This window comes from Hirschia litorea (genome assembly GCF_042665075.1).
Lineage (GTDB): Bacteria > Pseudomonadota > Alphaproteobacteria > Caulobacterales > Hyphomonadaceae > Hirschia > Hirschia litorea.
The window spans coordinates 619,552-636,193 of record NZ_JBHTBR010000002.1 but is presented as its reverse complement, the minus strand read 5'-3'; the positions used below and the strand labels follow the sequence as shown (position 1 = coordinate 636,193).

12 protein-coding genes are annotated in these 16,642 nt (G+C 43.4%); 9 read left to right on the top strand and 3 right to left on the bottom strand.

Annotation, left to right across the window (positions count from 1 at the left end; genetic code table 11):
- The 5 genes from ACFQS8_RS03050 to ACFQS8_RS03030 all read left to right on the top strand — a co-directional run bounded on the left by ACFQS8_RS03050 (position 1) and on the right by ACFQS8_RS03030 (position 7,591).
- On the top strand, positions 1 to 1,014 hold the full coding sequence (locus ACFQS8_RS03050; RefSeq protein ID WP_382165588.1) for an alpha-ketoacid dehydrogenase subunit beta: 1,014 nt from the start codon (positions 1 to 3) through the stop codon (positions 1,012 to 1,014).
- A gap of 1 nt (position 1,015) precedes the next feature.
- Positions 1,016 to 2,299: a dihydrolipoamide acetyltransferase family protein gene (locus ACFQS8_RS03045; RefSeq protein WP_382165586.1), complete on the top strand. Its 1,284-nt coding sequence runs from the start codon at positions 1,016 to 1,018 to the stop codon at positions 2,297 to 2,299.
- Between the two features lie 3 nt (positions 2,300 to 2,302).
- Positions 2,303 to 3,694, top strand: coding sequence for a dihydrolipoyl dehydrogenase (gene lpdA / locus ACFQS8_RS03040; protein WP_382165584.1), 1,392 nt, complete (start codon positions 2,303 to 2,305; stop codon positions 3,692 to 3,694).
- 118 nt (positions 3,695 to 3,812) lie between these two features.
- Entirely contained in the window at positions 3,813 to 5,993 is a 2,181-nt protein-coding gene (locus ACFQS8_RS03035) for an FdhF/YdeP family oxidoreductase (protein WP_382165582.1), read from the top strand.
- Positions 5,994 to 6,073: 80 nt separating this feature from the next.
- A complete protein-coding gene (locus ACFQS8_RS03030) occupies positions 6,074 to 7,591 on the top strand; it encodes an amidohydrolase family protein (RefSeq protein WP_382165580.1) in 1,518 nt (505 codons plus the stop codon).
- Here the strand turns inward: ACFQS8_RS03030 and ACFQS8_RS03025 are convergent, their stop codons facing one another.
- Both ACFQS8_RS03025 and ACFQS8_RS03020 read right to left on the bottom strand, forming a co-directional pair.
- Positions 7,592 to 8,485 (bottom strand): 3'-5' exonuclease, encoded by an 894-nt coding sequence (locus tag ACFQS8_RS03025; RefSeq protein WP_382165578.1) that lies wholly within the window; start codon positions 8,483 to 8,485, stop codon positions 7,592 to 7,594.
- 78 nt (positions 8,486 to 8,563) lie between these two features.
- Complete coding sequence (locus tag ACFQS8_RS03020; protein WP_382165576.1) at positions 8,564 to 9,019, bottom strand: Lrp/AsnC family transcriptional regulator; 456 nt, start codon at positions 9,017 to 9,019, stop codon at positions 8,564 to 8,566.
- Positions 9,020 to 9,136: 117 nt separating this feature from the next.
- Between ACFQS8_RS03020 and ACFQS8_RS03015 the strand changes: the two genes are divergently transcribed.
- Genes ACFQS8_RS03015 through ACFQS8_RS03005 form a run of 3 tightly spaced genes read left to right on the top strand, consistent with a single transcriptional unit; the run spans position 9,137 to position 13,580 of the window.
- Positions 9,137 to 10,318 carry a methionine gamma-lyase gene (locus ACFQS8_RS03015; RefSeq protein WP_382165574.1) on the top strand — a complete coding sequence of 394 codons (1,182 nt, stop codon included), beginning with the start codon at positions 9,137 to 9,139 and terminating at the stop codon, positions 10,316 to 10,318.
- 38 nt (positions 10,319 to 10,356) lie between these two features.
- Entirely contained in the window at positions 10,357 to 12,723 is a 2,367-nt protein-coding gene (locus tag ACFQS8_RS03010) for a transketolase (RefSeq protein WP_382165572.1), read from the top strand.
- A gap of 53 nt (positions 12,724 to 12,776) precedes the next feature.
- Entirely contained in the window at positions 12,777 to 13,580 is an 804-nt protein-coding gene (locus ACFQS8_RS03005) for a UDP-2,3-diacylglucosamine diphosphatase (protein WP_382165570.1), read from the top strand.
- A 14-nt stretch (positions 13,581 to 13,594) separates the two neighbouring features.
- Here ACFQS8_RS03005 and ACFQS8_RS03000 read toward each other — a convergent pair whose 3' ends face one another.
- Positions 13,595 to 15,076, bottom strand: coding sequence for a cobyric acid synthase (locus ACFQS8_RS03000; RefSeq protein WP_382165568.1), 1,482 nt, complete (start codon positions 15,074 to 15,076; stop codon positions 13,595 to 13,597).
- A gap of 454 nt (positions 15,077 to 15,530) precedes the next feature.
- On the opposite strand from ACFQS8_RS03000, the gene ACFQS8_RS02995 reads away from it, so the two are divergent.
- The gene (locus tag ACFQS8_RS02995; RefSeq protein ID WP_382165567.1) at positions 15,531 to 16,631 is read left to right on the top strand and encodes a helix-turn-helix transcriptional regulator; all 1,101 of its coding nucleotides are present in this window, start codon (positions 15,531 to 15,533) and stop codon (positions 16,629 to 16,631) included.
- The last annotated feature ends 11 nt before the right edge of the window (positions 16,632 to 16,642 follow it).

Sequence of the window (16,642 nt, the reverse complement as noted above, 5' to 3'; positions counted from 1 at the left end):
ATGTCGCGTATGACAATGATTGAAGCTGTTCGTTCAGCAATGGATGTAATGCTTGATAAAGACCCCAATGTAATAGTGATGGGCGAAGATGTAGGATATTTTGGTGGTGTTTTTCGTTGCACAGCCGGTCTGCAAAAGAAATACGGCAATGAACGTGTGTTTGATACGCCCATCAATGAGAGCGCGATTGTTGGCATGGGTGTCGGCATGGCCGCGCAAGGCATGCGTCCATGTGTAGAAGTGCAGTTTGCTGATTATGTGTTTCCCGCATTTGACCAAATTTCGCAAGAAGCTGCGCGTCTACGTCATCGTTCAGCGGGGCAGTTTACGTGTCCAATGGTTATACGTATGCCGACAGGCGGCGGGATATTTGGTGGGCAGACGCATAGCCAAAGCCCAGAGGCTATATTTACGCACGTTTCCGGGCTGAAGGTCGTGCAACCTTCATCGCCTGTAGATGCAAAGGGGTTGTTGATTGCTGCGATAGAAGATCCTGACCCTGTGATATTTCTGGAACCAAAACGTATTTATAACGGTCCTTTTGACGGACATCATGAAGCCCAATCAATAGGTTGGGCATCACACCCGTTGGGGGAAGTGCCAGACGGCTATTACAAAACCCCTCTAGGGAAAGCATCCATCTATCGTGAAGGTGCAGATGTCACCATTCTAGCTTATGGAACGATGGTTTATGTAGCCGAAGCTGCCGTAAATGAGTCTGGAATAGATGCGGAAATTATTGATCTTCGTACTCTGCTGCCGCTTGATTTAGATACTATCGTAAAGTCGGTGCAGAAAACACGTCGGTGTGTTGTTGTTCATGAAGGCACGCGAACATCCGGTTTTGGGGCTGAACTTATCTCTGAAGTGCAAGAGGCCTGCTTTTATCACCTAGAATCACCAGTAACTCGGGTCACTGGGTGGGATGCTCCATATCCACACGCGCAAGAGTGGGATTACTTCCCTGGGCCCAAGCGTATCAAACGTGCACTCGAAAAAGCGATGGAGGAATAATATGAAAACGATAGCAATTAAACTTCCAGATGTCGGTGAGGGTGTTACCGAGGTTGAGATCGTTGAATGGCACGTTAAAATCGGTGATGAAGTACGTGAAGATGATGTCATTGCAGCCGTACTCACAGATAAAGCAACTGTTGAAATACCTTCTTTATGCCATGGCACCATTAGTTGGCTGGCCACCGAAGTTGGTGAAACATTAGCAGTTGGCGCTGATCTTGTTCGAATTGAAACAAGTGATGACGTTCAGATTGATGAAGCTAAGGATGCGCCAGTAGCAACAGCACCCGCCAAACCGAAAAAAATTGAGCCTGCACCCGCAGCTCAACCTGTTGAGAGTAAAGCGCCTTCAAATAGGGCACCAGCACCTTCAGCAAGCATTGGTACGCCGCGCGCAAAAGGACAAGCACCACTGGCATCACCAGCCGTGCGTCACCGCGCAATAGAAGCCGGCATTGATTTGCGTCAGGTTATTGGTTCTGGTCCGTCTGGCCGTATCACGCATGCAGACCTAGATAATGTGTTTGAAAACCCCGTGGGGCAAAAATCTCATAGTATAGGGCGTGTATCCGGTATAGCTCGCTCGGGTGAAACGGATATAAAAATCAATGGTCTTCGCAAGAAGATCGCAGAGAAAATGTCACTCGCAAATGAACGCATTCCGCATATTACTATTGTTGAAGAAGTCGATGTCTCAGCAGTAGAGGACTTGCGCGCTAAGCTGAATGACAATCGAGGCGACAAGCCAAAGCTTACTGTTCTACCTTTCATACTCGCGGCGGTTGTTAAGGCTGTGGAAGACCACCCTGAAATGAACGCGCACTATTATGATGATGATGGTTTTGTACGTCGTTTCAATGGCGTTCACGCAGGTATTGCAACGATGACCGACAACGGTTTGATTGTTCCTGTACTTAGGAATGCAGAAGCAATGACTGTTTGGGACAGTGCCAATGAGTTAGCACGCCTTTCTGGCGCTGCGCGGGACGGTACAGCAAAGCGCGAAGAGTTGAGTGGATCAACCATAACGATTACATCGCTTGGTCCTCTAGGCGCGATCGCTACAACGCCTATTATTAATCATCCAGAAGTCGCCATTGTTGGTGTGAACAAAATGGTGGTCCGTCCGCATTGGGATGGTTCTGAATTTGTGCCTCGAAAAATGATGAACCTGTCATCGAGCTTTGATCACCGTATCATTGATGGCTGGGATGCAGCTGTGTTTGTTCAACGCGTAAAAAATCTACTGGAAACTCCAGCACTAATTTTCATGGGGAGCTAAGGCATGGCTAAGAAAAACTGTAAATTGCTCGTCATAGGTGCGGGGCCGGGTGGATATGTCTGCGCAATACGCGCCGGTCAATTGGGTGTCGATACTATAATTGTCGAGGAAAAAGCTCCCGGAGGCACGTGTTTGAATGTTGGATGTATCCCATCAAAAGCAATCATTCATGCTGCAAATGAATTTGAAAAAGCTACGCATTTTACCCGCGAGAATGTTCTGGGAATATCGGTTAGTGAGCCATCACTGGATTTTTCTAAAACGATAGATTGGAAGGATGGAATTGTAAGTCGATTAACTGGCGGTGTTGCCGGACTTCTGAAGAAGGCAGGAGTACAGCACATCCAAGGGCGCGCTAATTTCGTTGACGGTAAAACGGTCGATGTAACAACGCCAGACGGTGTAGTGAGAATTTATGCTGAGAATGTAGTCGTCGCAACCGGATCGTCAGCTGTAGAACTACCATTTTTACCATTTGGTGGAAAAGTGTGTGGATCAACAGAAGCATTAGAACTACGTAAAGTCCCAAAACGTTTAGCTGTTGTTGGAGGCGGTTATATTGGTTTGGAGCTAGGTATGGCATTTGCCAAATTGGGTTCCAAAGTCACAATAGTAGAAGCCGCTGATCACATCCTACCGCAATATGATCGTGACTTAAGTAAGCCTGTTGAAAAACGTCTGAACGAATTGAGAATGACATTGCACGTAGGCGCAAAGGCGCTAGGAATGTCTAAAGATGGTAAATCTTTGCTTGCAGATGTGAATGGTGAAGAGCTTAAAATACCAGCGGATAAGGTCCTTGTAACTGTAGGACGCAAAGCTTCGGTGTCCGGCTTCGGATTAGAGAGTCTTTCTCTGGATATGGCAGGCCCTTTCTTGAAAATTGATAAAAGATGTCAGACATCGATGAGAGACCTTTATGCTATTGGTGATGTGACAGGTGAGCCAATGCTTGCTCACCGCGCGATGGCACAAGGAGAAATGGTTGCAGAGATAGTGGCAGGACACAAACGTATCTGGGACAAGAAGAGTATTCCGGCTGTCTGCTTTACGGATCCAGAAATAGTTTCGGTTGGGATGAGTTTGTCTGAAGCAAAAAATGCAGGAATAGAGGTTGTAAAAGGCAAGTTTCCATTCGCAGCCTCTGGCAGAGCAATGTCTACTGAGCGTGAAGATGGTTTTGTGCTTGTGATTGCACGCAAAGATAACCACGAAGTTTTAGGTATACATGGTGTGGGAGCTGAAATTTCTGAAATGGCAGCTTCCTTTTCAATAGCCATAGAAATGGCATCAACTCTAGAAGATCTTGCAATGATAATTCAGGCCCATCCAACGCGTGGAGAAGCATTGCAGGAGGCTGCACTGGGGGCACTCGGTCATGCCTTGCATATCTAAAACTATCTAAAAGTATATGCCCACACCTTTGATTATAAACTCGGTGTAGGCAATTGATCTTTTGCAACAGCGTCTCCACAGTCGATAATATATAAAAGATGATTGAGGCGGGTGCATTATGAGTCCACAACCTATTGGCGGCGGTGCAAAGAAAGTACTTTATACGTTAAATACAGTGCGTCGCATTGGTATTGCAAAGGCCGCCAAAGCGCTAAAGTCGAAAAACACCTGTAAAGCCTGTGCCTTTGGTATGGGCGGGCAGTTGGGCGGAATGACAAACGAAGCGGGGGAATTTCCTTCGGTTTGCAATAAAAGCGTTCAGGCACAATCAACAGACATCCAGCCGGCAATCCCCGTTGAAGTCTTCAGACATCTTCTTTGCGAACTAAAAGAACTCCCTCCAAAGAATATCGAAAAATTAGGACGTTTAGGTTTCCCAATTCACAAACTAGCTGGCGCCGATAAATACACGCCAATTAGCTGGGATGAAGCCATGCAAATCGCTGTTGATAGATTGGCTGCCATAAAGCCAGAACGCAGCTTTTTCTATGCTTCTGGTCGCTCTTCCAACGAAGCTGGTTTTATTTTTCAATTATTTGCACGTTTATACGGCACGAATAACGTTACAAATTGCTCTTACTACTGTCATCAGGCCACGGGAGTGGCATTGGCGGAAACAATAGGAACGGGCACAGCAACGGTTGAATTCGATGACTTGAAACTAGCTGATACCATTTTTGTAATTGGTGCCAATCCATCTTCTAATCATCCAAGGTATATTCATCAGCTAAAGGCCTGTCGGGAACGTGGTGGCCAAGTCATAGTTATTAACCCCGCAAAAGAACCTGGATTGGTAAAGTTTGCAGTTCCTAAAAGTGCAAAATCACTTCTGAGCGGTGGAAGTGAAATCGCATCAATCTACATACAGCTGAATATTGGTGAGGACATTTCACTATTTAAGGCGATAGCAAAATGTATTATAGAAAAGAATGCTCAAGATGATGCGTTTATAGAGCAATACACCAATAATTTTGAAGCATTTTTATTAGACATCAACAATAGCTCTTGGGATGAGTTGATTAGCAGATGTGGTGTACCAAAACAGCAGATAGATGCGCTAGCAGAAATATACATCTCGTCCCAAAATGCTGTTTTCTCATGGGGGATGGGAATGACTCACCACCTTCATGGGACTGAAAATATAGAGTATATTTCAAACTTAGCCCTACTTATGGGAATGGTCGGTCGTCGAGGTGCGGGTCTACTTCCCTTACGTGGACATTCAAATGTCCAAGGAATTGGAACAATTGGTGTAAAGCCTGTACTAGCCAAAGAAATTATAAGCAAAATTGAATCGGTGTTCGGAATTGAACTTCCAAGCCGGCAGGGTTTAGATACCATGGCTTGCATGGAAGCTGCCTATAATGGGCAAATGGATGCAGCAATCCTTATGGGTGGGAATCTATATGCCGCTAATCCTAATTCTATTTGGGCAGAACAGGCTTTAAATTCCATTGGGTTCAAGTTGAGTTTAACGACAACACTTAATCAAAGTCATTTCTACGGAGCGGACGACACGGAGATGTTAGTGCTTCCAGTAACCGCACGCGATGAGGAATGGGAACCAACTTCCCAAGAATCAATGTTTAATTTTGTGCGTTTGAGTGATGGCGGCATACATAGGATGGAGAATACACGCCCTGAATCTGTTATTTTATCTGATATAGCTTCAGATCTGCTTCAAGACTGTCCCATTGATTTTCAAACGTTCAAAAAACACAAAAATGTTCGCCATGCAATCGCTGAAATTATTCCAGGCATGGAAAAACTGAGTAGCCTAGATACGGCAAAAATCGAATTTCATATATCTAACAGATTGCTTCACAAGCCTCATTTTAAAACTCCAAATGGGAGAGCTAACTTTAAGGTAAGGTCATTTGGTGAAGGTCAGAAGAAATTTGATGGTTTCGTTCTTTCTACAGTAAGAAGTGAAGGGCAGTTCAACTCCATAATATACGAAGAAAAGGATAGCTATCGAGGAACGGATAGTCGTTGGTCTGTTCTGATGAACAAGGACGATATGGAGGATTTAAACCTTATTAAAGGTAGCAAGGTCTGTTTAAAATCAACGCAAGGCAAGATGGAAGGGGTAAGTGTTTATCCTTTTGATCTGCCTCGCAAGAACGTTATGGCATATTATCCAGAATCAAATGTTCTCACGAATACAGAAGTTGACCCGCTTAGCAAAACACCAGCGTTCAAATCAGTGCGCATTGAGGTTGAGGTTGAAAACCCTTGACCTAAGGCAATGATTGCTGAAAAGATATATCATTAATATACGTATGCTAAAATGATGCTCAATCTAGAGGCTGGCTGATTATGCGATTTATTGCGACGAGACCCATACGAAATATAGCCATTCTATCCATCAGCTTATTGTTAGCAGCCTGTTGGATTGACCGAAATACCTCAGAAGGCTCTCTTGAGACATCTCTTAAACCTAATGCTATTTTGATTGACAATATAACTACTATCGATGGAATACATGGCGCGAGGGAGCAGCAATACGTTGTTATAGCAGGCGACAAAATATTGTATTCCGGCGACGATTTTTCTTTAGCGCAGACCTATGCCGAAGAAAAAGAAACGTCTCACATTGATGGTACCAATAAATACCTTATTCCAGGTTTGTGGGATGCCCATGTTCATTTGAGCTACACTGAAGGGTTAGATTACCGAACGTTTTTCCCGCTTTCCATTGCTCATGGCGTTACGTCTCTACGTGATACAGGTGGTCACCTCGAATTATTAGCAGAAGCGAGGGCCGATTCTAAAAACAATCCGCTTTCACCATCGCTATATGTGTCCGGTCCACTAATAGACGGACCGAACGCAGTTTATAATGGCGAGACACCGTCATTCCCGGATATTGCCTTCTCTGCAGCAAGTCCAGAGGAGGGTAAAGCTTTGGTCGACAAACTCGCTGCCGATGGAGTTGATTTCATCAAAGCATATGAGATGTTGCCCAGTGACGTGTTCAAAGCTGTTGTTAAACGCGCTAAGTATCATCAATTACCAGTAGCCGCTCATGTTCCACTCTCTATGACAGTTCAAGAAGCGGCGGAAGCAGGTGCGTCGGACTTTCAACATCTACGAAATTTGGAATTTAGTTGTTCTGCTATGTCGGATGAATTGTGGCATGAACGTATGAAAATGCTTGATGCCGTTGATGCACCTCATGGCGGTACTTTAAGGGCTGCCATACACAAATCTCAACGTGCGAAAAGTGTTGCATCAATTGATGGTTCGGCTTGTGACGAAGTGATTCAATCACTTGCAGATAATCGTGTATTTCAAACACCTACATTAGCTATCACGCGTTTTTTTACACGCGCTTTATTTAAAGACAAAGAATGGAGGGAAACTTTTTCTCTCATACCTGCAGCTGTAGGTGATGGGTGGAAAGAGCGTTCAAGTAAGCTCTTAGGCTACGCTCCAAGTGAAGAAGAATGGGCTTATGATAATTGGATGCAGTCTATGATTGTCGAATTACATAATAATGGGGTTGAAATTATAGCCGGTACTGATGCGCCTATTGGTTTTCTGACGCCAGGAGCTAGCCTTCATCAAGAATTATTTATGTTAGTTGAGGCAGGTCTTTCCCCATTGGAAACCCTTAAAGCCGCGACCTATACGCCAGCAGCTTTCTTCGGAAAGGAAGATGAAATTGGAACTATTCGTCAAGGAATGATTGCAGACTTAGTGATTCTGAATTCGGATCCGTTAGATAATATACATGCGATTGCCGATATCGAATTCGTTATTAAGAGTGGCAAAGTGATAGACCGACATCTAATGGATGAGCTAAAATTGATGCCTTCATCTATAGGTCAGTAATTACAGATCTGCAGAAAAACGATTATAAGCATTAATTAAAACTGTTGGTAAATCGGGTAATCTACCATCATATATTTCTGACTTTAGATATTCAAGTTCAGCTTCTTTATCTGTTTCAACTACGTCTATATACCAAGATTTAGGTTTACCAGTTTCACCGCTTTCCCATCTGTAGCCTCTATCTTTAAGGAGATCTTTCTTAGAGAAATTGGTATTAACAGCCCATATACGCCAGTGTTGCTCACGAGCGCTTTCTAATAAATGTGCCATCGCCCTATCACCTGAGCTTTTTAGTCGTCCCGCTAGTAATTTTATAGTTGCCCAACAGTCTATATCGGCGCGGTGAGCTTTATAATAAAAACCATGTTCCATAGCTAAAAATGAAAGTTTAGGGGATTCATAACCTTCATTTTTCCAGTCAATATCTGTGAGGCTACACGCCCATGGTTTGGATTTGAAAGCAGGTGTCAATCGTTCTGCAAACGGGCGGTCAAAGTTTGCGTTGTGGGCAATAATAAGATCTGACTCTTCAATCAGCTTTTCCACTTCTTCGACGTTAATTGACTGCCCAGCGACCATCTCATTGGTAATACCAGTGAGCTTTGTGATTTCTGCGGAGATCGGAGTTTGAGGTTGTTGGAATTGATCAAGTGCTTTGCCAAAAGTAACGAGTTTACCATCTACTGAATATTCAAATGGAACTAGCGCAATTTCTATCAATTCTGATTCCTGGAAATCTAATCCAGTTGTTTCAGTGTCAATCATTAGGCCTCTTTTGAAGGGGGGGCCTATAAAATTCATAGGCAGTGGAGGGACTAGACGCTTTAGTACTCGATAGTCACCAGATTGCTCAAGCTCGTGCGCCCATTGCCGCAAACTATTATTCCCTGCCATCTCCTTAATCCTTTTTACTTAATCCTTCTGGATCAAAAGCTAGGCTACTAGGATTCGTAAGCAAGGTAATGAACGTTTTTATAGTAAGGGATACACGTGCGTATTCTTTACGGTTCCGTAGACAAAGCTAGAATCTATAGATGCTATATCACCTATGGGATGAATTTGTTTTCGGATGAAGGATTCATACTCTTCTAGTCCAGAAACCATAACTTTGAGAAAATAGTCTGTCGCTCCGGTAAGAACGTGGCACTCTAATACTTCATCCATACGTTTTACGCGTTCTTCAAATTGCTTAACGGCGGTCTCAGTGTGCTTGCCCAGCTTGATACCTATAAATGCAGTCACCGGCAGTCCGTAAGCTTTTGAATCTATATCTGCACTGTAGCCTTTGATAATACCGTTTTCTTCCAATGCCCTCAAACGCCTTAAGCAAGGTGACGGTGATAGATTGACTGATGCTGCTAATTCCAAATTGGTCATTCGACCGTCCTTTTGGAGTGCACGTATTATCTGTCTGTCAATATTGTCCATAATCGCCATCAGTCAGCTATATAATGCCAATATAGTGTAGCTAGTTGGAATAAATAGCAACTTAATGCTCTTATATGTGTTGTATTATGCCTTCATCCAATTGCTGAAGGTAATATAATGACGGATGTAAAAGGTTTTTCTACTCGAGCTATCCATTATGCTTACGAACCGATGGATAATGAAGGGGCTTTAACCCCTCCGCTGCACCTTACATCGACTTTTTCATTTGAAACAGCTGAGGCTGGTTCTGAAATTTTTGCTGGCGACCGCAAGGGTCATTTCTACTCTAGAATATCAAATCCAACTTTAGATCTTTTAGAGAAACGAATTGCTAGCCTGGAAGGTGCAGAAGCCGGCCTGGCTCTAGCCTCTGGTATGAGTGCTATCACGTCGGTTCTTTGGACATTGTTGGCCCCCAACGATGAGATCATTGTCGATAAGACGTTATATGGGTGTACCTTTTCATTTCTACAACATGGCCTTGCTAAGTTTGGAGTTAAAGTCACCTATTTAGATTTAACCAATCCCAGCAATTTAGAGGAGTCGATTGGGCCACAAACACGGGTCGTTTATTTTGAAACTCCCGCCAACCCAAATATGCGCATTGTAGACATTGAAAAATGTGCCAAGTTAGCAAAAAAATATGGTGCTAAAGTTGTCGTCGATAATACGTATTCGACTCCATATTTAACCCGTCCAATAGAATTAGGCGCTGATATTGTCGTTCATTCAGCAACGAAATATCTAGGTGGGCATGGTGATGTTGTCGCCGGGCTTGCCGTTGGTGAAGCTGAAACAATGCAGCAGATTCGGCTGTACGGAATGAAAGACATGACGGGTGGTGTAATGTCTCCCTTTAATGCCATGCTTGTGTTGCGTGGCCTTAAAACACTCACTCTTAGAATGGACCGCCATTGTTTGAATGCAGCCTCAATAGCTCGTAAGCTAGAGGCTTGTGGAGGGGTTTCTAAAGTTTGGTATCCAGGTTTAGAGAGTTTCGAACAACGACCACTGGCCGAAAAACAAATGTCCGGCTTTGGAGGTATGATTGCTTTTGAATTGGAAGGTGGTTTAGAGTCTGGCCGGCGCATTATGAATAAGCTTAAAATGATCCGCCGTGCCGTTTCGCTCGGCGACACTGAAACCCTTATTCAGCATCCAGCGAGCATGACACACTGCACTTATTCGCCGGAAGAACGACTATCGCATGGTATTAGTGATGGCTTGATAAGAATTTCAGTGGGATTGGAAGACCAAGATGATATTTGGTCCGATCTCAATCAAGCGATCAATGATTAAACACCCAATGTCCTCATTTTAGATAGGTTAGACTTATTATGAAGGTTGATCGTTCAAAGCACTTAAAAACCATTGAGCAACGCCTTTTATGGCTTTCCCACTGGATGATACATAACGCAAATCATCTACGAGAAAAAACTGATGGTATAAAGGTTGGCGGACACCAAGCATCTTCTGCTTCCATAGTGTCTATCATGACAGCCCTATATTTTTCTGTCTTAAGACCTGAAGATCGTGTAGCAGTTAAACCCCACGCATCACCTGTATTCCATGCAATTCAATATTTAATGGGAAACCAAACTCTAGAAAAAATGGAAAATTTTAGAGGCTTTGGCGGTGTGCAATCCTATCCAAGCCGTACTAAGGACATTGATGACGTAGATTTCTCAACTGGTTCTGTTGGACTCGGTGTTGCAATCACATCTTTCGCATCACTTATTCAAGACTATATTCAAGCAAAATCTTGGGGCAATCACTTAGAATTGGGCCGCATGGTCGCTCTCGTCGGAGATGCTGAATTAGATGAGGGCAACATTTATGAGACATTGCAGGAGGGGTGGAAAAATGGGTTACGAAACTGTTGGTGGATAATTGACTACAATCGTCAGTCATTAGATGGCGTAGTTCGTGAAGGGCTATGGAAACGTGTAGAACAGATTTTTAGCGCATTCGGCTGGGATGTTGTTCGTATAAAGTATGGCGTTTTACAAGAGGCAGCTTTCAAAGAAAGTGGCGGAGACAAGCTTAAGGCTTGGATAGATAATTGCCCCAACCAACTTTATTCAGCTCTGACTTTTATGGGCGGCGCGGTATGGCGTAGGAGACTGTTGGATGAGCTAGGAGATCAGGGTGACGTCACGGCCCTAATTGAAGCGCGTTCTGATGAGCAGTTAGCTGAATTAATGGAAAACCTTGGTGGTAATTGCGTTGAAACAATGGCCAATGCATTTGACCAGATCGATCACGATAGGCCTGTTTGTTTTTTAGCTTACACAATCAAAGGGTGGGGTACCCCTATCGCAGGACATAAGGACAATCATGGCGGGCTAATGAACCCTACTCAAATGCGAAGCTGGCAAAAGCATATGGGGGTATCTGAAGGACAGGAGTGGGATAGGTTCGCAAATGTAACAGACGTCGATGGACTTAAAAGATTTCTAGCAAACGTATCGTTTTTTTCTACTGGACCGAGGCGCTACAACGATGGTCTCGTTGAGATACCAGATATAGATATAAAATCAGAATCTTATATATCTACTCAAATGGGTTTTGGGAAAATTTTGGATGAACTTTCAAAAGGTGATAGCCTACTAGCAGAGCGCATAGTTACAACATCACCAGATGTTACGGGTACGACCAATCTTGGACCATGGGTAAATAGACGCAAACTATTCGCAAGAGAGCACCAAGAAGACACTTTTAAAAATGAAAAAATTCCATCAACTGCCAAGTGGGAATTTCTACCAGAAGGTCAGCATATAGAACTAGGTATAGCTGAAATGAACCTATTTTTGCTCTTAGGTGCTGCTGGCTTATCACATTCTCTTTTTGGCAAACGTTTGATTCCGATCGGTACTGTTTACGATCCCTTCGTCGCACGTGGTTTGGATGCATTAAACTACGCATGTTACCAAGATGCGCGGTTTATGATTGTAGGAACACCATCAGGCGTAACGCTCGCACCAGAGGGGGGGGCACATCAATCAATCGGGTCTCCACTTATAGGGATCAGTCAAGATGGTTTAGCTGCCTTTGAGCCTGCATTTGTTGATGAACTCATTGTCATTATGAAATGGGCTTTTGACTATATGCAGCGAGGCGGAAATCATGATCCCGATGAACGAACTTGGCTTAGAGATGAGACCGGTGGATCTGTTTACCTCCGACTTACTACTAATCCTTTAGAACAACCAACAAAGAGAGTTGATGATGAGTTTCGTCAGGGTACTATTGATGGTGGGTATTGGATGCGAAAGCCCGGTAGCAATTGCGAAATAGTGATCGCTTATCAAGGGGCTGTCGCGCAGGAAGCAATCTACGCTGCAGCCATTGTAGGTGAAGGAAGAAGGGACGTTGGTGTCCTAGCAATAACTTCTGCAGACCGCCTGCTAGCAGGATGGACCGCAGCACAGCGCGTTAGATCACGAGGAAACAAGAAAGCTAGAAGTCATATTGAATCCTTATTGGAAGGTTTGCCATCTTATTGCAAAATAATCACAGTTATGGATGGGCATCCAGCAACACTTTCATGGTTAGGCTCTGTTAAAGGCCATCAGTGCATATCACTGGGCGTGGAGCACTTTGGACAAACCGGTACAATTGCAGATTTATATCGACACTATGGAATTGATACTGAGGCTATTGTGAATAGGGTGAATGGCTTAACAGCTGGGAAGCCAGTTTGATTGTTTGCTTAACGTCATAAAAATTATACAGAAGCACATTATGGGTGCGTTTCATGGATAGTTTACAACCTAAATACAAAAGCATTTTCATATCTGATATACATCTAGGATCTGAAGGGTGCCAAGCTGAAGCATTGTGCGATTTTTTGAAATCCAACACATGTGAAAAATTGTACTTAGTTGGCGATATTATTGATGGGTGGCGTTTACGGAAGAAATGGTTCTGGCCTCAAGCGCATACGAATGTTATTCGTCGAATATTGACCGCTTCCAAAAGGGATACCGAAGTTGTATATATCGTTGGAAATCACGACGAGTTCTTGCGAGCTTTTCTAGGTTTTGGGATGAGTTTCGGTTATATTGATGTAAAAAATAGAATAACTCATCAAGGTGTTGATGGTAAACGGTATTTGGTCGTTCACGGAGACATGTTCGATGGAATGATGCGCTCAGACCGAAAATGGATCATGTTTCTCGGCGACAATGCTTACAACTTTATGTTAATGGTCAATACTAAGCTAAATCAAGTACGTAGGCGATTAGGTTTACCGTATTGGTCTCTTTCAAACGAGTTAAAAAAGAGAACGAAAAAAGCTTTGAATTATATTCATAGCTTTGAGGGGCATGTTGCTGATTATTGTAAACGTAAAGGCTTTGACGGTGCCATTTGCGGTCATATCCATGTAGCTGAAATGCGTGAAATTGATGGCATAACTTATATGAATGACGGTGATTGGGTAGAAAGCTGCTCAGCCCTAGTAGAGCACCATGACGGTAAGTGGGAATTGGTCGAACACAAGCCGGAGTTTATGCGGAGTTCTGTCAAGTCTGAGGAGTTGGTGGCAGCCCCATTATAAAGCTAGGTCAGTTGCTACACTTGTGCATTCCAACCAATAGGCTGTGCTGATTCAAACAAAGTATCAATGTCCAAGGAACGCTCAAGCTCATCTGCAAGTTCTTCCAACGCCGCATCGACTGATTCTCTATAATTAAACCCAGTCTGAATTTGTAAGAGGTGGTTTTTTATCCAGCCAATTCGGTAGTCGTCAGAGGCAAATATGCCGTGGATGTAACTTCCTTGGACATTTCCTGTGATATTCTTAGCGCCTTCAAGTCGGCCATTGATGGAGAAAAGTGGACGTTCACAATCCTTCCCAGTAGTTTTTCCAGCGTGAATTTCGTATCCTTGGAAGTGGGCGTTTGATTGAATACAAACACCGTCAACTTGGCAAACTCGTTTAGACTCAGCCATGGAAGTTTCTATATCCAGCAGTCCCAAACCTCTTCGCTCACCTGTTGGACCGTCAGAACCATTTAGATCAGCTACTGAATGTCCTAACATCTGATATCCGCCGCATATGCCAATCACATGCCCCTTGTGCCGAGCATGAGAGAGAATATCGTTATCCCAGCCTTGATTGCGGATGAAATCTATTTCTGCGATTGTTGATTTGGTACCAAATAAGATGATTACATCAACGTCTCTGGGTATGGCTTTTCCTGGTGGAACCCATTGGAAATCGACATTTGGATCTAAGCGAAGGGGGTCCGCATCATCAAAGTTAGCGATCCTTGAAAGTATGGGGGCCGCTATACGTATACGTTGATTACCTTTTGGCAGCGCTTTGTGTTCAGAAACAGAGTCTTCAGCGGGAAGCTTGGAAAGAGCTTTAATCCATGGAATAACACCTAAACAGGGCCAGTTTGTTTTTTCTTTAATGAATTCAACACCATCATTAAAAAGCGCCGGATCTCCCCGGAATTTATTAATGATGAAACTCGTTATCATTTGAGAATCATCTGGTGAAATTACGTTTTGTGTCCCAATCAAACTTGCTATGACGCCACCCTTGTCTATGTCACCAATAAGACAAACGGGTACTCCACACTTACGCGCAAACCCCATATTTGCGATATCCCGAGATCTCAAATTAACTTCAGCTGGACTTCCTGCGCCCTCAACTAAAATGAGATCATAAACTGACTTCAATCTTTGAAAACTCTCCACGACTGCGCCCATTAAATTATCACGCGTGTTAATGTAATCCGCAGCCTCAGAAGTTTGAACCGCCTTTCCGTGAACGATAACTTGGGCGCGTGTATCTGATTGTGGCTTTAATAGAACCGGATTAAAATCTGTGTGTGGTTCCAATCCAGCAGCAAGAGCCTGCAAGGCTTGTGCGCGGCCTATTTCACCGCCATTGGGGCAGGCTGCAGCATTATTAGACATGTTTTGAGGTTTGAAGGGTGCTACTATTTTTCCGCGGCGCTTCGCTACCCTACATAGGCCTGCCACGATTACGGACTTTCCTACATCCGAACCAGTACCTTGAAACATAAGGGCTTTGGTCATCGGGGTATTCCTCCAAAAGCGCTCCAACACATGGAATTAAGTTGTAGACTATTTTGCAGGCGTAATATGCAAATATCTCGAGAAAAGAGATATTTGAAGAAGTTACCCATTATCTGTAAATCTTTGAGCGAGTTGTCAATGTAAGGTTCCGGAACTAATTTAATTTCAGCTCCGGAACTTATTGGTACCAAGATAGGCGTCCACGTCCCCCCCAACCCAGAGGTAACGTGTGTTTTTCACATAGTTTAGTTCAATACTCCCCACCCATTTGGAGGGGTATGGTAACATATTTTTTGCGCAGACGTCGATTTAATTGGTAAAACCTACTAAAATTCAAATGGTAAAATGATGGCTAGTTCAGTCAAACCGGATCAAAAGGTCTTGCATAAACACTAGGGGTAGATAGGGTTGGTTATCTTTAGTTTAAATTTGATGGTGGTAAGTTGAGGAAGTAATGCAGTCATACGGTCCAATTGCAGATACAATTGCTTCTATCTATTCAGCTTTTTTACATCGAGAATTTATGCCTCAGATGTTGCATCGGATTGCTGAATTTACAGGAGGGCAGAAAGCTTTTCTTGTGACAATTCAAAATAAAGATGAGGGATTGTGCTTGTTTTCTCATGGGCATGACAAACAAATTTTGGATTTATATAACGATAGGTATTTTCATCAGGACCCTCGTATTCCGTATATTGAGCATCAGCGTTATGGGAGCGTTTCGTTAGCTCAGGACATCTTGCCCAATGAAAGATTCTCTTCGACAGAATATTATGATTACATGGTTCATAAAGCAGACGTTACTGACTGCATGTATGGCGTATTCGACGAAAACCCTATTTTCGGACAATTTGGTATCGCTATCCATAGGGACAAAAAATCAGAGTTTTTTAATCAACAAAATTCTTCTTTGTTGCAAGGCCTCCTTCCACATATAAATAATGCTCAGTCTGTTGCAGCAGTAACGCATGCGACTTTACTGGGAGAGGCTTTAAAGAGCTCACCAACAGAACAATTGGTGCTTTTGGTTGGGAGAGATATGAAATTTATACCCATTGGAGATCAATGGTACCAAATGTTTGCCAATTTAGGGTTTCTCCAATGTCAAGCCAATAAACTGATGGCTAAAACGATAATGTTGCAGTCCAAAATTCAAAAATTAGTGGATGATGCAATCGGAATGGGAATAGGTGGGCGTTTCATTCAGTTAGGGCAGGGCGAGCAACGTTACATGGTTAAGTCTGGTCGAGTTCCAGAGGGTTTTTCGACCCCTTATTCTTTAGGCAATGAAGACCTAGCTGTGATCCAGATTAGTAAAATTCAAATGGGGCTTTTAGATAATATCAAGTTGTTTTCTTATACTTTTGGGCTTACTGAGAAAGAAGCGATAGTTCTCAATTGCCTGTCTGAAACCTTTGATCTCAAGAAAGTCGCTTTGCGATTGGGTTTGAGTTACCAGACTGTTCGTTGGCATTTAAGGCATATTTTTGAAAAAACGCAAACGAACTCACAAAGCGAATTGTTAGTTATGTTATCGAATTTTGACCGCTCTTAAGGTCACAGATT

What these genes read in the sequence shown, in the direction of transcription:
- ACFQS8_RS03035 (WP_382165582.1), top strand. Translation starts at nt 3,813, where the DNA reads ATGAGTCCACAACCTATTGGCGGCGGTGCAAAGAAAGTACTTTATACG.
- ACFQS8_RS03025 (WP_382165578.1), bottom strand. Translation starts at nt 8,485, where the DNA reads ATGGCAGGGAATAATAGTTTGCGGCAATGGGCGCACGAGCTTGAGCAA.
- ACFQS8_RS03050 (WP_382165588.1), top strand. Translation starts at nt 1, where the DNA reads ATGTCGCGTATGACAATGATTGAAGCTGTTCGTTCAGCAATGGATGTA.
- ACFQS8_RS03000 (WP_382165568.1), bottom strand. Translation starts at nt 15,076, where the DNA reads ATGACCAAAGCCCTTATGTTTCAAGGTACTGGTTCGGATGTAGGAAAG.
- ACFQS8_RS03010 (WP_382165572.1), top strand. Translation starts at nt 10,357, where the DNA reads ATGAAGGTTGATCGTTCAAAGCACTTAAAAACCATTGAGCAACGCCTT.
- ACFQS8_RS03030 (WP_382165580.1), top strand. Translation starts at nt 6,074, where the DNA reads ATGCGATTTATTGCGACGAGACCCATACGAAATATAGCCATTCTATCC.
- ACFQS8_RS03020 (WP_382165576.1), bottom strand. Translation starts at nt 9,019, where the DNA reads ATGGACAATATTGACAGACAGATAATACGTGCACTCCAAAAGGACGGT.
- lpdA (WP_382165584.1), top strand. Translation starts at nt 2,303, where the DNA reads ATGGCTAAGAAAAACTGTAAATTGCTCGTCATAGGTGCGGGGCCGGGT.
- ACFQS8_RS03045 (WP_382165586.1), top strand. Translation starts at nt 1,016, where the DNA reads ATGAAAACGATAGCAATTAAACTTCCAGATGTCGGTGAGGGTGTTACC.
- ACFQS8_RS02995 (WP_382165567.1), top strand. Translation starts at nt 15,531, where the DNA reads ATGCAGTCATACGGTCCAATTGCAGATACAATTGCTTCTATCTATTCA.
- ACFQS8_RS03015 (WP_382165574.1), top strand. Translation starts at nt 9,137, where the DNA reads ATGACGGATGTAAAAGGTTTTTCTACTCGAGCTATCCATTATGCTTAC.
- ACFQS8_RS03005 (WP_382165570.1), top strand. Translation starts at nt 12,777, where the DNA reads ATGGATAGTTTACAACCTAAATACAAAAGCATTTTCATATCTGATATA.